This window comes from Protofrankia sp. CiP1_Cm_nod1 (assembly GCF_920888515.1).
In the GTDB taxonomy this organism is placed as follows: Bacteria; Actinomycetota; Actinomycetes; order Frankiales; family Frankiaceae; genus Protofrankia.
Genome location: NZ_CAKKTM010000335.1, coordinates 1 through 15,411, shown reverse-complemented (window position 1 = coordinate 15,411; position 15,411 = coordinate 1). Strand labels below are relative to the sequence as shown.

The following is a 15,411-nucleotide window of genomic DNA, read 5'->3' as shown; positions in this document are numbered from 1 at the left end:
GCGCCGGCGTGGCCGTGGGCGCGGGCCGCGCCGGGGTGGCTGTGGGCACGGGCCGCGCCGGGGTGGCTGTGGGCGCTGGCGTGACCGCTGGTACGGGCGGTGTGGGCTCCGGTTGCGTGGGATCTGGTCGCGCGGATACCGAATGATCATCGTGGGCAACGGCGTTTCCGGAGTCCGGGAGGCCCGCCGGAGGGGTGGTCAGCCGACGGATGAGCATGCTCAGAACCACGGCTGCGATGAGCGCACCGGCCACGGACGGCAGCGGATCGAGCGTTTCCGCATCCGGGCGGGATGCGGCGGCGACGGCTCCGACCACGCCGAACAGCAGGATGCCGAGCACACCGGCCGTCCGGTACCGCAGGGCTGTCAGGCCGATCGCGATCGCGAACAGCGCGAGAACCGCCAGGATGCCCAGTTGCAGCACCAGTTTGTCGTTGGTGCCGAAGTGCCGGACGGCGAAGTCCTTCAGTGCCGGCGGAGCCAGGTCGATCGCCGCCCCACCGACGGCGATGACCGGGCCAGCCTGCGGCCTGACCGCGGCAGCGGCCAGTTCCGCCCCCGCAAGGGCGGCGAATCCGGCGATCAGCCCACCGAGCCCGGCAAGGACCAGCCGCACCAGTCGCGCTGGTCGCGGAAGGCCGTCCGCGCCGCTCTCCACCGCCATCGTCTCGTCGACCACAACTGTCATTCGGTGCGATCGCCGCCGTGGCTTGGTCGGGCTCGGCCGCTTTTCCGTTTTTCTTTCCGCGTCTTTTCCGCGCCGCCCGTGGCGGCCGGTGACCAGCGGCTGTCTCCTGACAGCACGTCACCGCGGGCCATCGGACGGGCAACGCGGCGGCCGGCGGCCGGCGGCCGGCGGCCGAACACGCGGTCCGGCTGTTACGGGTGAGCGTGGAAGAAGCCCGGGGTCAAAGAGAAGTCAGAGCGAAAGCAGGGCCAGCGGCGCGCTGGTGGGGCTGGGGGAGCCGCCCCGGGGCTCCGCCGTCACGCCGACCCCGTCCGCCCCCTGCGTCTGACCGGTCAGGAGCAGCGCGCCCGAGGAACGGCCGGTCTTCACGAGCCCCGCGGGCACCATCGTCCCGTTCCGGCTGTACCACAGCTGGTAGACCCGCCCGTCGGCAAGCGCCGGCAGATCGTGGTAGACGAACGCGGCCTGGCCGAACCGCGGGGAGACCACGACGGTGCCACCGCCCCCGCCCCGCAGGACGGTGGCACGGATCGTGGCGTCCGGCGCTGTCATCAGCGCGCTCAGCGCCACCGCCTGTTGCTCGACCTGGGCGGTGTGGGCACGCTGCCGGTCGGCCTCGTGCCGGGCGTCGACGGCCAGACCTCCGCTGATCACAGCCAGCAGCAGGCATGCGGCGGCCACCAGGTGCGGCAGCCGCCGCCACCGCAGCCGGCGGGCCGGCAGCGCCACCGGGGTTCCGCGCCCGGTCGGCGGAAGCTGCCTGGTCTCGGCCACCGCCGCCATCACCCGGGAACGCAGGGCGGCTGGGGGGGCCTCCGCCACCGCCAGCGCGAGCCGGGCCGCGGTCTCCCGCAGTTCCCGCACCTCCTGGGCGCACGCCTGACACGCCGCCAGGTGGTGGGCGAACTGTTCCGCTTCCTCCGCCGGCAGCGCACCCAGGGCGTAGGCGCCGGTCAACGTGTGCAGGTCGGCGGTGGTCATACGGACACCCCCAGGCAGTCACGGAGCCGGATCAGCCCGTCGCGCAGCCGGGTCTTGACCGTCCCCAGCGGCGCGCCCAGCAGGTCGGCGGTCTCCCGGTAGGTGTAGCCGCGGTAGTAGGCGAGTATCACCGACTCCCGCTGCAGATCGGTCAGCCGTTCCAGGCAGCGTCGCACCTGGGCGCGCTCCAGACGGTGCTCGACCTGCTCGCTGACCTCGTCGAACGCCGGGCCGCGACCACGCGCCCCGGCCCGGTGCTCGCGGTCCGCCGCCGCCTGCGCCGAGCGCACCCGGTCCACCGCGCGGCGGTGCGCCAACGTCATGATCCACGCCATGGCGCTGCCCTGCCGGGCATCGAAGCGGGCCGCGCAGCGCCACACCTCGATGAGCACCTCCTGGGTGACCTCCTCCGACTGGGCCGGATCCCGTACCAGCGTGCGCACCAGGCCCATGACCGGCCCGGCCACCGCGGCGTAGAGACTCTCGAACGCCTGTTGATCGCCACGTGCGACGCGGCCGAGCAACGACTCCAGGACACCGGGAGACGGCGCCGGGGGCTGGTCGCCGTATGCCGCGACGCGCATGGACACCTCCAACTGTGACACTGTCACCAGTGCTTCGGCGCCGGGCCCCTCCCGGATTGCTCGAGACAGGCATTGTCACAGACAGGCGCACTGCTCGGCCCGCTGGCGGTGGTGCTCCCGCCCCCTGAACGAACTGTTCGGCACCGGATGGCACCCGACTTGTTCCTGAAAATCGTGACTCACCGTAAATATGAAGGTACTCTTCCGCCATCTGGGCGTGTCGGGAGCCGTCGGTTCAGAAAGCCAGGACCGGTGTCGAGGTGACCTGGTTCATCGCCCAGCCCCACTGGTGCCGCGGGCTCGCGACGGGAACCGCGCACATCTCGCTCCGGTTCGCCTGCGGGCCCCCGGCCGTCGATCAGGTGCTCTCTGGCATCGACGGCGACAACATTTCGTCGATCCGGGTAGACGAAAAGATCGGCACGACCTGTCATATCGCACCGAGTCCCTGCACGGCAAAGACCAGGATGTCTATGCCGTCGCTCGACCCGCACATCGCTGCCGCGGTCGTGTTGCGCGGCTCTCCCGTACCGGTGTGAAGAGCTGAATTAGCCTGTTGGTCATCGTGTGGTCTCATTGTGTGGCAGGCATGTCTATTACGCTGACGTCCGGTTGTTGGTCGCCGGCGGGGACGAGGGCAGCGTGCCTACTATCGATGTCAGTGGTGTGACGATTTCCTACAGTGATACCGGGGTGCCGGCGGGGCTGCCGGACGCGCCGACCATTGTGTTCGGGCACGGCCTGTTGTTCGGTGGCTGGATGTTTCGCGCACAGATCGCGGCCCTGCGTGAGCGCTATCGCTGTGTGGCGGTCGACTGGCGTGGGCAGGGCGATACCCCGGCCGCCGCCGGCGGCTATGACATGGACACCCTCACCGGTGACGCGGTCGCGCTGATCCGGGAGCTCGGGGTCGCGCCGGTGCACTGGGTGGGGCTGTCCATGGGTGGTTTTGTCGGGCAGCGCATCGCGGCCCGCCATGGTGAGCTGTTGCGTTCGCTGACACTGCTGGACACCAGCGCCGGGGCCGAGGAGCGGAGCAAAGCCCGCGAGTACAAGCTGCTGGCGTTGCTGCTGCGTCTGTTCGGTATCAGACCGATTCTGGGAAAGGTCAGCCCGCACATGTTCGGCCCCGCCTTCCTCGCCGACGCGGCCAGCGCGGCCACGATCGACGAGTGGGCCGGCCGGCTCAGCGGCAACAAGCGCGCCGCCATACGCAAGGCGGTGCTCGGGGTGGTCAGCCGCGCGTCGGTGGAGCGGGAGATCACCGGTATCACGGTGCCCACACTTGTCGTCGTCGGTGCCGACGACAGGGCCGCCCCGGTGGAGAAATCGGAGCGCATCACCGCCCGCATTCCAGGGGCCCAGCTGCGGATCGTCGCGAGCTGCGGGCACAGCAGCACCCTGGAACAGCCCGCGGCGATCACCAGCCTGCTGGAGAAGTTCCTTGCCACGGCCGACCGGGCCTGACCGGGCCTGACCGGGCCTGACCGGGCCACCCACCGCCCGTATCAGGCGGAATTCACCTACCGTACAACTATCGACAGTTCCGCCGGACCGCGTACGTTGATCCGGCCGTTCCAGCGGACCTCCTCGACCGTGGCCGAGGGGAAGCGCCGGACGAACCGGGTGAAGGTGACCCGGGCTTCCAGCCGGGCCAGTGCCGCGCCGAGACAGTGGTGTATACCGGCGCCGAACGAGACGTTCTGGTGCGCGTTCGGCCGGTCCAGCCGGAGCTTGTCGGCGTCCGCCCCCCAGAACCGCGGATCCCGGTTGGCCGCGGCCAGGGCGGCCACCACCCACGCGCCGGCCGGGATCTCCTCGCCGTGTACGGCGAGGGGCTCGACGGTTATCCGCCGCATCAGGTGTACCGGGGTGTCGTAGCGGAGGATCTCCTCCACGGCGTTGGCGGCGAGCCCGGGCTCCTCCCGCAGCAGCCGCAGCTGGTCGGGATGGCGCAGGAGCGCGAGAATCCCGCCCGCGAGCAGGTTCATCGTGCTTTCGTGGCCCGCGATGTAGAGGAACATGACCTGGGCGACCAGTTCGTCCCCGCTGAGCACGTCGCCGTCGTGCTCGGCGGCGATAAGCGCGCTGATCAGGTCGTCGCCGGGATTGTCCCGTTTCCAGTCGGTCATGTCGCCGACGATTCCCGTCAGCTCGCGGTTGGCCGACCGGATCTCGGCCTGCAGGGCCGGGTCGGCGAGCGGCTCGAGCGCGCGCACCAGCGTTCCGGTGAGCTCACGGATACGGGTGTGCTCCACCACCGGGATGCCCAGCATCTCCGAGATCACGCTGAAGGGGAGCGGGAAGGTGAGTTCGGCGACGAGGTCCGCGCGGCCCGCATCCGCGACCCGGTCCAACGCCTGGTCGACAAGCGCCGCGATCCGCGGTTCCAGCGCGTCGACGGCACGTCGGGTGAAGGCCTTGGAGACAAGGCGGCGAAGCCTCGTGTGGTTCGGCGGGTCCTGGTCGAGGATGGCCAGCCCGCACATCAGCCGGTTCTCCTTGCCGAGCGTGCGGGAGTCGCTCTTCCACCGCGGCAGGCGTGTCAGGTGCCGCTCGTCGACGGAGTGCCCGGATCTCTGCAGTTTCGACACGTCCTCGTACCTGGACAGGATCCAGAAGCCGAGCGGATGCTCGTGGGCGGGCGCGGTGTCACGCAGTTCCGCGTAGTGGGGATAGGGATCGTCGCTGAAACCGCCGGCGAACGGGTTGAAGACGAACGCTTCCTCGGAGCTTCCTCGTGTCGTCATGATCTGGCCGCCCTGATATTGCGCATGGTCACGAAAGCGGTGGCGCAGAGTGTCTCGTCGGCCCTGTCGGCCGAATAGACCTCGGCCGCGGCGACGGTCATGACAGGGCCCGCCTTGACGACCCGGCCACGCGCGACGATTTTCTCCCCCTTCGCCGGGGCCAGGATCTTGACGGTGTAGTCGATGGTCATGTTCACCCATCCGGGTGGCAGCAGCGTGCCGGCCGCGCAGCCACCGGCGAAGTCCGCCAGCGCGCCGAGCACACCGCCCTGGACGAAGCCGTCGTGCTGCGTGAGCTCCTCCCGGTACGGCTGAATGATCTCGACGTCCCCCGGCGCTATCCGGCCGAAGGTGAAACCCAGGTGCCGCGCGGCCGGCATGTTCAGGACGGTATCCCGCACGAACCGTTCGAAGGCGGGGTTCGGCGTTTCCAGCACTGCCATGTCCAGGGTTCTCCCCGCTGGTCGACGAGTTCTTCGGGAGAGTTCTTCAGGTGCGTCCTTCGGGCGAATCCTTCAGGCGGCCGACGGTGCCGACGGTGCTGATGGTGCCGCCGGTGCCCAGGCCTCGAAACCGTTCTCCAGATAGCGCTTTCTGGCGGCAGCCCGCATGATCTTGCCGCTGCTGGTCTTCCGCAGCCGGCCCGGCAGGGTCAGCACCAGATCGCCCAGGGAAAGGTCGTGCTCCCGTACCACCGCCGCCCGGATCGACGCGGCGACGTCCCGCGCGTCCGCCTTCCGCCGTTGGTCGCCCCTGATTTCCTGCACGACGACGAGTTTCTCCCCGTCGGGGCCGGGAACCGAGAACGCGGCACACCCGCCGGATCTCAGCGCGGCGTGTGACGACTGGACGGTGTGTTCGATGTCCTGCGGATAGTAGTTCCGCCCCCGAATGATCACAAGGTCCTTCAGCCTGCCCACCACGTACAGTTCGCCGTCGACCACCAGGCCGAGATCGCCGGTGCGCAGGTAGGTACGGCCGGGCTCGCCGTCACATTCGGCCCGGAACGTGTCGGCGGTGGCCTGCGGGCGCCGCCAGTAGCCCTGTGCCACGTGCTCCCCGGCGACCCAGATCTCTCCCACCTGGTTCGCCGGGCACGGGCATTTCGTTTCAGGGTCCACGATCCGGAGCGTTTCCTCCGGAAGAAGAAGCCCGGAGCCCGCGAGGCTCCGGCCGCGGCCGTCGGCGGCCTCGGCATAGCGTCTGTCAGCGAGCGCGTCGACGTCCGCCTCGATGGTGCGCGGGCCGCGGCCCTTCTGGCTGCCGGTCACCAGCAGAGTCGCCTCGGCCAGCCCGTAGCACGGGTAGAGCGCCCGCTCACTGAAACCGAAGGGCGCGAAGGCCTCGGCGAACCGGCGCAGCGTTTCGGGCCGGATGGGCTCGGCGCCGTTGAACGCGACCTTCCAGCAGCTCAGGTCAAGCTCTGGAATGTCCCCTCTGGCGGCCCGCGTGACGCAGGCGTCGAACGCGAAGTTCGGCCCGCCGCTGGTGTGGGCACGGTACCGGGAAACAGCCGACAGCCACAGCAGCGGCCAGCGGATGAACGCCATCGGCGACATGAGGATGCTGGTCGCCCCGATCCAGAGGGGCTGCAGGACGTTCCCGATCAGCCCCTGGTCGTGGAAGAGCGGCGCCCAGCCGACGAACGTCGAGTCCCGGTCATGGCCGAATGCCCGACGTATCATCTCCTGGTTCGCGGCAAGGTTACCGTGGGAGACCACGACCCCTTTCGGGTCGGATGTGGAACCCGACGTGTACTGCAGGAAGGCGATGGAGCCCGCCGAGCAGGGCGACGGGTCGAAACCCGTCTCCGCCATGTCGGTGATCCGGTCGACCGGAAGCCAGTGCGGGACCGCGTGGACCGGCTCCAGCGCGGATCGGGTGTTCTCGACCATGTAGTTGACGGTGAGTACCGCGGCAGGCTCACAGTCCCGCACGATGCGCAGCGTCGTGTCCTGCACCTGCTGCTTGCGCGGCGGGTTGACGGGTACCGCGACGACCTGCGCATAGAGACATCCGAAATACGCGACGATGAAATCCAGGCCCGGTGGGAAAACCAGCAGTGCCCGGTCGCCGGCACCGCAGTGCCGGCCCAGCCAGCCGGCCACGGCGAGCGCTCGCGCATGCAGCTCGCCATACGTCAGGACTTCTTTTTCCTTCTCGTACTCGTCCAGGAAGACATACGCTCTGCCGGTCGGCTCGAGGGCGGCGCGGCCGCGCAGGACATCCGGGAGCAAAATTTTCTGCCGCGTCATTTTTCTTCCCCTGTCCGCGAGCGGATCCCGATCGGGCTCACCCCGGCGTCCCGGCGATTCAGACGATGCTCCTCGGCGCGACCGGGAGACTTGTCAGGCCGCGGACGATGAAACTGTGCTCCTGCCACTGGAGCTGCTCTGTCAGCAACTCCAGGCGTTCAGCGCGTCGGTACAGGTGTTCGAAGGTAACCTCCGCCTGCAGCCGGGCCAGCAGCCCGCCCAGGCAGCCGTGCATTCCGTGGCCGAAGGCGAGATGCCCCTTGGCGTCACGGGTGATGTCGAACTCGTCCGGCTGCGCGAACACCGCGGGATCGCGGTTCGCGGCGCCGAGACACAGCAGAACCTGGTCGCCTTCCCGCACCCGTTTCCCGTCGATGTCGACCTCGCGTGTCGCGAGACGTTTGGTCATCTGCAGCGGGCTGTCGTAGCGCAGCGCCTCCTCGACGGCCGCTGGCGCGAGCTCCGGGCGGCGGCGCAGGAGAGCGTCCTGCGCCGGATGCTGGAGCAGCGCGAGCAGGCCGTTCCCGATCAGGGATTTCGTGGTCTCGTTGCCGGCGACAAAGCACATGATGCACACGAAGACGAGCTCTTCGTCGCTGAGCCTGTCGCCGCCGGCGGTCCGCGCGGCGAGCAGCTGGCTTATCAGGTCGTCGCCCGGCCAGGACCGGCGCTCGGCAATCACCTCGTCCAGGGCCCGCGCGAACATTTCGACGACATCGCACACCCGGGTGAAGTCCGCGGCCTTCATCAGCCCCGGCTCGAGCAGGAAACGGATGTCATGCGTCCACTGGCCGACGTGTGCGCGCAGATCCCCTGGGAGCGCCATCCAGTCGCACAGGACCGTGACCGGCAGGGGCGCGGCGAAGTCGGTGACGGCGTCCATGCCACCGTCGTCCCAGGCCCGCTGTATCAGCTGTTCGACAGCCCGCGAGACACGGGGACGGAGCCTGTCGATTTCCTGCGCCGTGAACACCCGGTTCACCAGCCCGCGCAGCCGGGCGTGGTCCGGGTTGTCGGTGAAGACGAGCGACTTCCTGCCCAGCCGCCCGATGAGCGCCACGTTGTCCTGCTGCGACAGCCGGCTCGCCTGCCGGCTGATCAGCTCGGGTATGAGCCCGGCGCTGAAGGTACGGTCGCGCAGGACGCCCTGTACGTCGGTATACCGCGTGAGCACCCACATGCCCAGTGCCCGGTGAACGGGCTGGGTGTCGCGAAGCTGCCGGTAGAGCGGGTAGGGGGAACGCCGGAACTCGGCGCTGAAGGGGTTGAAACGGACTGCCGCCGGCGCCGGCCCGATGGTGCTGGCAGCCGCCGCGCCGGGTGTCTCCACCGTCATCCCGCCCGCCCCCCACGGCTGTCGAAGTATCCGCTCCGGAAAGGCTGAAGAACGATTCTGAACAGGCAGATCTTTCCCATCCGGAAGCCGAGGGCGGACAGCTTCAGATAGCGCTCGTACCGGGCGACCACCTCCGGCCCGACGATCTGGACGGCCTCGTCGCGGTGCCGGCGCAGCCGGCGGGCCCACTCCTCGCACGTCCAGGCGTAGTCGAGCCGCCCGTTGCTCACCGACCGGACCTCGAAAACTCCCTCGGCCGCGGCTGTGATCTCCGCGAGTGTCGGCAGGTCGGCTTCGGGAAATATCTCCTGCTGGATGAACCCGCTCGCGTCCGCGCGGGACATGTTCGCGTATGCGATCGTCTGCAGCGACAGCACACCGTCCCGGTTCAGCCAGCCGCGGCAGCGGGTGAAGAACTCCCGGTACAGGCCGATCTTCTCGGTGGGGGAGTCCGTGGGCCGGGCGAAATGCTCGAACGCGCCGATGGATATGATCCCGTCGAAGGACGCGTCCGGCTCGTAGTGCAGCCAGTTCTCCGTACGCACCTCCACACCCGGATATCCCTGGGAGCGGACGAAGGACGCCTGCTCCTCGCTGAGGGTGAGACCGACGGACCGCTGGACCCGGTGTTCCTCCGCCAGCCGCCGCAGGACGGCACCCCAGCCGCAGCCGATGTCCAGCACGCTGCGGGCCCTCTCGGCCCGGACCGCGTCCAGGTGAAACCGCAGCTTCCGGTCCTGCGCGTTTTCCAGGGTGTCGTCCGGGCCTTCCCGGAGCGCGCACGAATAGGTCAGCGAACGGTCCAGCCAGAGGCTGTAGAACGCGTTCCCGACGTCGTAGTGGTGACGGATGGCGGCCGCCGCCCCGGTCGTCCGGCCGATGTCGGCTGATGCGGTCATGACTATGCCACGCGCTGCTGGCTCTGCTCGTACAGATATCCGGCGACCGCGTTGATGCTCGGGTTCTCGAACAACGCCTCGGGTGCCAGTTCGACACCGTAGCGTTCCTCGACCTCGATCAGCAGGGAGACGGCGAGGGCGGAGTCGACGCCCAGCCGGTCGAAGTCCGCGTCCGGATCCACCGCGTCCACCGGTACCTCGAGGAGATGCGCGACGTACTGCTGGCACCAGTCGGCAATCGATTCCTTGCTCGGCTTCAACGTGCTCGCTCCTTATGCCGCGGTGCTGGGGGCTGGCTTGCCGTTACCGGATATACGACTTGCTTTCATCCGCTCTTCGGACGGGCGCTTGACATCCCATACGAGACCGCCGAGAGAAAGCATTTTTATGAGCCAGTAACCCGGGTCGAGACGGTACCAGCTCAACCCGAAAGAAGACGAGTCGGGGAAGGCGTGATGGTTGTTGTGCCACGACTCGCCAAAGGTCAGCAGAGCGAAGATCCCGCCGTTCCTGCTGTTCTCCCTGGACTCGTACGGGTGGGTGCCGAACATGTGCAGGAAGGAGTTGATCGCCCAGATGATGTGTTCCAGGACGAACATCCGCACCAGACCGCCCCAGAAGAGGCCGCTGACCGCCCCGGCCCAGCTCAGGTAGACGAGGCCGCCGACGAGCGCGGGGATTGCGAGCCCGAGCGCGACCCAGTAGTAGTAGAGGCGGGCGACCCGGACCAGCGCGCGATTCCTGATCAGATCCGGCGCGTAGTGGACGACGTTCGGGTACTCATGGCGGCGCATCCACAGGAAATGGGAGTGGGCCAGGCCGCGTAGCCGGCCCTTCAGGCCACCGCCGGCGAGGTTCGGGGAGTGGGGGTCGCCCTCCCGGTCACTGCACTCGTGGTGCCGCCGGTGCAGAGCGACCCAGGACACCACGCCGCCCTGCCCGGCCATCGAGCCGAGGACCGCGAGCACGGCCGCGACGGACGGCGCGGCCTTGAAGGCGCGGTGCGTGAACAGCCGGTGATAACCGACGGTGACGCCCAGCCCGGTCACGATCCACATCGAGAAGAGCAGGGCGAGTTCGGTGACGCCGATCGGATGTACCGTGAGGAACGCGAGCGCGGCGACAGTACCGACGATCGGCAGGACGTCGAACAGCAGAAAATGACGACGCTGCAGGCGGTGCAGATAAGGACTGCTGATCGTCTTCCTGCGAGGAGCGGATCCGACGGTCCCGAAATCGGACTCGGGCACATGGGTCGCGGGCCGTACGCCGACCATTCTCGACCGCCCCTCCTGGGTGCTGGACCTGGGTTTCTTGAGCCGGGCCTCCCCGAATCGTAAGCTGCCGCGACCGGACACGACAGGTGTACGGGAACCGCCGATCGCAGGATTGGAATTCGCTATCGGAGGACCGTCAGCACCGAACCCGTGAGACGATCCGGCCGCTTGGAGCGTGGTCCGCCCTGATGGATCCCAAACAGGTCGGGCATGCTGGGAGGGCCGGCGGAAACCGGTGGGAGCATGCTGCTTCCCGGGTGCGCCAGGTATCGGGCTCAGGGTATCGTGCTCAGGCCTCCAGCGGCACCGACTCCAGCCGCTGTAGAAGTTCTTCGGCGAGCGATCGGAAGTCACGGTGGCATCGGCTGACGAGCGTCTGCGTACTGCCGAGCGCGCCGTCCGCGGCCCGCAGATCGAACATCGGTTTACGGGCGTCATGCGAGAGCGGCATCAGGCTCTGGTAGTTGCGTAGCGTTGCAATTTCATATGATTTTAGATTTATGTTTGCCGGCGGTTCATCCAGCACGTCCGACGCGAAGACCTGAGGAATACGGTCAAGCCACCGCTGATACGCCTTGACAGGGCGGTCCAGGCGCATCGTCGGCTGCATGATGACATAACCGAGAGGAGTCATTCGCCCGGGCGGCGCGTCGATCCTGGCCGGAAGGTCCGGGAGCACCTTGTTGTGCCAGGTCCGCCGCCACATCCGGAGGGTCGGCCCGAGGTTGCGCAGTCCTCGGAGGGAGAACAGGTCCGCCGCCAGCGGAACGAGTACGGTGTCGGCGGCAAGCAGCGCCGCCCGGTTGATCGCACCGAGGTTGGGACCGACATCGACGAGTACGACATCGGCTCCGACCTGTCGCGCGGCAATCTGAATGATCCGATGGAATGCCGTAGTCGTCCGCAGCGCGGCCGGGTCCCCGGTGAAGCCTTTGGGCCAGGCCTCGCTCAACCGGTCCTCGAACGCGCTCAACGTCAGGTCACCGGCAAGCAGCCAGAGCCCGTCCAGGATCTGTTCGGGATGGCATGGACGGATGTCTCCCATGCCTTCCATGATCGGCTTGACGGCGATGGCAACTGTGCTGGCCGTACCGGTGCTGTCCGGCCCGGCTGGGCGTGCCGGCCCGTCGGTCTCCTGCCAGATCAGCTCAAGCTTCTCTTCGTCGAGAAACGCTGCCGTCAGATTCGACTGCGGATCCAGGTCCGCGGCAAGAACGTTTTTCCCGAGTCGCTGGAGCATGTACGCGAGATGGTATGTGAGGGTGGTCTTCCCCACGCCACCCTTGTTGTTGAACAACGCCACCGAGATCACACCGTGCTCCTCAGGGTCACGGTCCACGAGGCGTCATCGACGACGAACCCGGGTCCGGGATTTCCGTTCCGGCGCAGCGCGGCCCGGATACGCCCGATACCCCGGCCGAACTGGTTGACATATCCCAGCGACTTCATCGCCGCGGCCAGCGACGGGTTCCGGTAGTCGTTGACCCGGTCGACGTTGTCGAAACGGACCGGCGGGGTCCGGGATGCGCTGACCTCGATCTGGATGACCGGTTGCCCCTGGTAGACCGCCTGGCTGACCACCATCGAAGGCCGGTCGAGGATTCTTCCCTCGTCCCGGATGCTGGTGAGCCCGAGCAGCGCCTGATCCGAAGTATCGATCTCCCTGACCGGTTTACCGGACTTGTCGACGCCAATGATCAGATGCCCGCCGCCCACCCCGGGAAGATCGTTGGCCAGGGCGCAGATCGCCTCACGGATGGCGTTGCGATCCCTGGCCTCCCGCTTGAACTCCAGGTTGGCGGTCTCCTGGGTGCCCAGGGTCATCGCAAGATCTGTTCCCATGGCGTCGATTCTGTCCTACCCGTCGCGAGAAAATGTCACCCGCGGTGGCCACGGACGTGACAGGCCACACCTCTGTCTCCCCGCACGGATCGACCGCGTGGCCCGCGTGGCCCGCGCGGCCCGCGCGGCCCGCGCGGCTCGTCGGGCGACTGTTCGCTGGTTGTGCTGGGTGGGTGAGGGAACGGTGGTCTTCTTGTCGGCCGGACGATGTAGCCTCGGTCAGGACGCGGGCAGAGACCGGACAGTCAGATCGGATGGTGGACGGATCGGGTAGCGGCGGGCAAGAGGGAGGGTTCGACGTCGCCAGCCAGTGGCCACAGGGCTGTGGGGCGTCGGGGCGGATGCCGTCCTGGTAGGCCGTCCGGTACGAGTCGCTGGCCGGTCCTCGCGGACGGCCTGGCGGCGACGATGCCGGCGCACGCGGTGACGGTTGACGTCGAGGGGATGGCTGAAGTCGAGGGCGGCCGCCCGCGATGCGCCCGGACGTGACGGCCGGACCGCTCGGTGGGCCGGATCGGAACCGGAGGGCGCGGATGGTCCATGTACGCCGCAGGTCGGACGGCCTGCCGGTGGTGTGGGTCGAAGTGACCATGATCATCATCTTCTACTACACCTACACCGCCACCCGGTCGGTGGCGGGTGGTTCCGTCCACAGCGCGCTCACCGTCGGCTGGGACATCATGCGCGTCCAGGCGGACCTGCACCTCGGCATCGAGCGCGGGCTCAACCACTGGTTGCAGGGCGTCCCCGCCCTTGCCGTGGTGTGCTGCTACTACTACGCGACACTCCACTTCATCGTCACGCCGGCTGTCCTTGTCTGGCTCTACCGCAAACGAGCGCCCCGCTACCTGACGGCCCGGTGGACGATCGTGTGCACCACCGTGATCAGCCTTACCGGCTTCTTCCTGCTTCCCACGGCGCCGCCGCGCCTGCTCCCCGGCGCCGGCTTCATCGACACGATGGCGTCGTTCCACAACTGGGGCTGGTGGGCCGGGGACTCCAGCGCCGCGCCCAAGGGGCTCGGCGGCATCACCAACCAGTTCGCGGCCATGCCGTCCCTGCACTGCGCCTGGGCGCTGTGGTGCGGCTGGAACATCGCCCGGCTGGCCCGGCACCGCGTGACCAGGGTGCTCGGCGTCCTCTACCCGGGCGCGACGGTCTTCGTGGTGATGGCCACCGCCAACCACTATGTGCTGGACGTGCTGGGAGGCTGGTTCGCGCTCGGGCTCGGGGCCGTGGCGGCCACCGTCGTGATGCGGCTCGCACATGGGCAACGGCGGTCCCCCGGCCGTCCCGCCGGTCATGACGATCATCTCACCGGTCGTCCGGCCGACCGGGACGACGACCAGGAAGACCAGGTGGCGCAGGTGGCGCAGGGACATGCGCAGGCCGGGCAGGCGCAGGTCGGGCAGGAACAGGCGGGACAGGTCGGCGAGCCGGCTGGCGGGGCGGCCGACCAGCCTCCCCGGCAGCAGCCGCACCTTCCCCAGCCGGCCGCGATCGTCCCCGCCGGTGTTCCCACGCGCCCGGCGCTGGTGTGGCCACCCCGGGGATAGGTGGCGGCCCGGTACAGATCACAGGTATGCCGGTGTGCGAGAGTTGGCCGGCGGTAGGCCGTTCCACCCTGATCCCGTTGGCTGCCGTTGTGGGGTTACCTGGTAGGGGCTGGTGTTGGCGGCGGCGCGTCCCGGAGGCGGTTTCGGGCACGGTGCTCCCGGCCACAGTGTCCCGGCCATGATGCAATGTCCATGTCCATGTCCATGGTGGTTCCCGGCCATCATGGTCCGCGGTCGTGATGGACCACGGTCGTGATGGATCACAGCCACGGTGGCCCGTGGCCCGGCGTAGCCGGTCACGATGTCCCGGCCGGCAGTCCCCGGCCAGCAGCCCCCGCCAGAAGAGCCCCGCCAGAAGAGCCATCCAGCCAGAATCCGTGCGGAGACCAGTCGATGTCCTTGGCCCAGATCGCCGCGCTGAAGCGGCCCCGTCCGGTTGTGTTCTCCCTGTGCCTGGTCGTTGCCTGGCTGCTGCTGGCGTTGCTGGCGTTCGGGCTGCGGCGTGAGCCCATCGAGGACGAGCTTGCCGACCGCGCCGTCCTGGCGGTGCGCTCGCACGGCCAGGACGGCGCGCGGGTGAGCTTCGACGGCCGGGACGCCACCGTGCACGGCACGTTCCCCAGCCTCACCGACGCCGAGGCGGCCCGCCAGGTGGTGGCGCGGGTGCCCGGGGCACGGTCGGCCTCGTTGGGCGGCGACATCCGCATCGTGCCGGCGCTGCTTTCCGGCGCCGCCGCCAGGCCCTTCGTGATCGCGGTCGACGGTGACTCGCTCACCGTCACCGCCACCGTGCCCGACCGGGCCGCCCGTGAGCAGGTGCTCGGCGCGGCCGCGGCGGCGGGCACCGGCACGCTGACCGGGAAGGTGACGGTCGACCCCGCCGTGGCCGCGCCGCCGGTCACCGTTCTCGCGGACCTGGCCCGCACGCTCACGACGGCCGCCGGTGAGCACAAGGTGACGATCGCCGGTTCCTCGGTGGTTCTGGAGGGGGGCGTGGCGGACGCCGGGGAGGAGGCCCGGCTGCTCTCGGCCGTCCTCGCCGAGACCCGCAGGACGCTGCCGGCCGCCACGGTCGACAACCGTCTGACCATCCGGTCGGCCGCCTCCGCCCCAAACGCTCCCGCCTCGGCCGCCTCCGCCCCGGCCGCCTCCGCTCCCGCCTCGGCCGCCTCCGCCTCGGCCCTCCCGACGGCCGGCGCGGCCGCGCCGGTGCCAGCGACCGGCGGGACCGCGACAGCACCGG

General features: G+C 69.0%; 15 protein-coding genes and 1 pseudogene. 4 read left to right on the top strand and 12 right to left on the bottom strand.

Annotated features, from left to right (window positions below):
* The 3 genes and pseudogenes from NBX02_RS15195 to NBX02_RS15185 form a co-directional block, all read right to left on the bottom strand.
* Nucleotides 1-688 (bottom strand): annotated as a pseudogene (locus NBX02_RS15195) (molybdopterin-binding oxidoreductase); the annotation flags it as partial.
* Between the two features lie 231 nt (nt 689-919).
* Nucleotides 920-1,669, bottom strand: coding sequence for an anti-sigma factor (locus NBX02_RS15190; RefSeq protein ID WP_250285237.1), 750 nt, complete (start codon nt 1,667-1,669; stop codon nt 920-922).
* A complete protein-coding gene (locus NBX02_RS15185) occupies nt 1,666-2,253 on the bottom strand; it encodes a sigma-70 family RNA polymerase sigma factor (protein WP_250285238.1) in 588 nt (195 codons plus the stop codon). Before NBX02_RS15185 ends, NBX02_RS15190 begins: the two co-directional genes overlap by 4 nt.
* A 209-nt stretch (nt 2,254-2,462) precedes the next feature.
* On the opposite strand from NBX02_RS15185, the gene NBX02_RS15180 reads away from it, so the two are divergent.
* Both NBX02_RS15180 and NBX02_RS15175 read left to right on the top strand, forming a co-directional pair.
* Nucleotides 2,463-2,792 (top strand): GNAT family N-acetyltransferase, encoded by a 330-nt coding sequence (locus NBX02_RS15180; protein ID WP_445548450.1) that lies wholly within the window; start codon nt 2,463-2,465, stop codon nt 2,790-2,792.
* A gap of 103 nt (nt 2,793-2,895) precedes the next feature.
* Nucleotides 2,896-3,720: an alpha/beta fold hydrolase gene (locus NBX02_RS15175; RefSeq protein WP_250285240.1), complete on the top strand. Its 825-nt coding sequence runs from the start codon at nt 2,896-2,898 to the stop codon at nt 3,718-3,720.
* A gap of 56 nt (nt 3,721-3,776) precedes the next feature.
* Here the strand turns inward: NBX02_RS15175 and NBX02_RS15170 are convergent, their stop codons facing one another.
* The 9 genes from NBX02_RS15170 to NBX02_RS15130 form a co-directional block, all read right to left on the bottom strand.
* The gene (locus NBX02_RS15170; RefSeq protein WP_250291876.1) at nt 3,777-5,003 is read right to left on the bottom strand and encodes a cytochrome P450; all 1,227 of its coding nucleotides are present in this window, start codon (nt 5,001-5,003) and stop codon (nt 3,777-3,779) included.
* On the bottom strand, nt 5,000-5,446 hold the full coding sequence (locus NBX02_RS15165) for a PaaI family thioesterase (protein ID WP_250285242.1): 447 nt from the start codon (nt 5,444-5,446) through the stop codon (nt 5,000-5,002). The genes NBX02_RS15170 and NBX02_RS15165 overlap by 4 nt, the downstream gene beginning before the upstream one ends.
* 72 nt (nt 5,447-5,518) lie before the next feature.
* Entirely contained in the window at nt 5,519-7,258 is a 1,740-nt protein-coding gene (locus NBX02_RS15160; protein WP_250285243.1) for a fatty acyl-AMP ligase, read from the bottom strand.
* Nucleotides 7,259-7,316: 58 nt separating this feature from the next.
* On the bottom strand, nt 7,317-8,594 hold the full coding sequence (locus NBX02_RS15155) for a cytochrome P450 (RefSeq protein WP_250285244.1): 1,278 nt from the start codon (nt 8,592-8,594) through the stop codon (nt 7,317-7,319).
* Complete coding sequence (locus NBX02_RS15150) at nt 8,591-9,493, bottom strand: class I SAM-dependent methyltransferase (protein ID WP_250285245.1); 903 nt, start codon at nt 9,491-9,493, stop codon at nt 8,591-8,593. Before NBX02_RS15150 ends, NBX02_RS15155 begins: the two co-directional genes overlap by 4 nt.
* 2 nt (nt 9,494-9,495) lie before the next feature.
* On the bottom strand, nt 9,496-9,753 hold the full coding sequence (locus NBX02_RS15145; RefSeq protein ID WP_250285246.1) for an acyl carrier protein: 258 nt from the start codon (nt 9,751-9,753) through the stop codon (nt 9,496-9,498).
* Nucleotides 9,754-9,765: 12 nt separating this feature from the next.
* On the bottom strand, nt 9,766-10,770 hold the full coding sequence (locus NBX02_RS15140; RefSeq protein WP_250285247.1) for a fatty acid desaturase: 1,005 nt from the start codon (nt 10,768-10,770) through the stop codon (nt 9,766-9,768).
* A 289-nt stretch (nt 10,771-11,059) separates the two neighbouring features.
* On the bottom strand, nt 11,060-12,082 hold the full coding sequence (locus NBX02_RS15135) for a ParA family protein (protein WP_250285248.1): 1,023 nt from the start codon (nt 12,080-12,082) through the stop codon (nt 11,060-11,062).
* Nucleotides 12,079-12,612 carry an RNA-binding domain-containing protein gene (locus NBX02_RS15130; protein ID WP_250285249.1) on the bottom strand — a complete coding sequence of 178 codons (534 nt, stop codon included), beginning with the start codon at nt 12,610-12,612 and terminating at the stop codon, nt 12,079-12,081. The genes NBX02_RS15135 and NBX02_RS15130 overlap by 4 nt, the downstream gene beginning before the upstream one ends.
* A 533-nt stretch (nt 12,613-13,145) precedes the next feature.
* On the opposite strand from NBX02_RS15130, the gene NBX02_RS15125 reads away from it, so the two are divergent.
* Nucleotides 13,146-14,168: a phosphatase PAP2 family protein gene (locus NBX02_RS15125; protein ID WP_250291874.1), complete on the top strand. Its 1,023-nt coding sequence runs from the start codon at nt 13,146-13,148 to the stop codon at nt 14,166-14,168.
* A gap of 393 nt (nt 14,169-14,561) precedes the next feature.
* A partial coding sequence (locus NBX02_RS15120; RefSeq protein ID WP_250291872.1) for an OmpA family protein occupies nt 14,562-15,411 on the top strand: 850 nt, incomplete at its 3' end.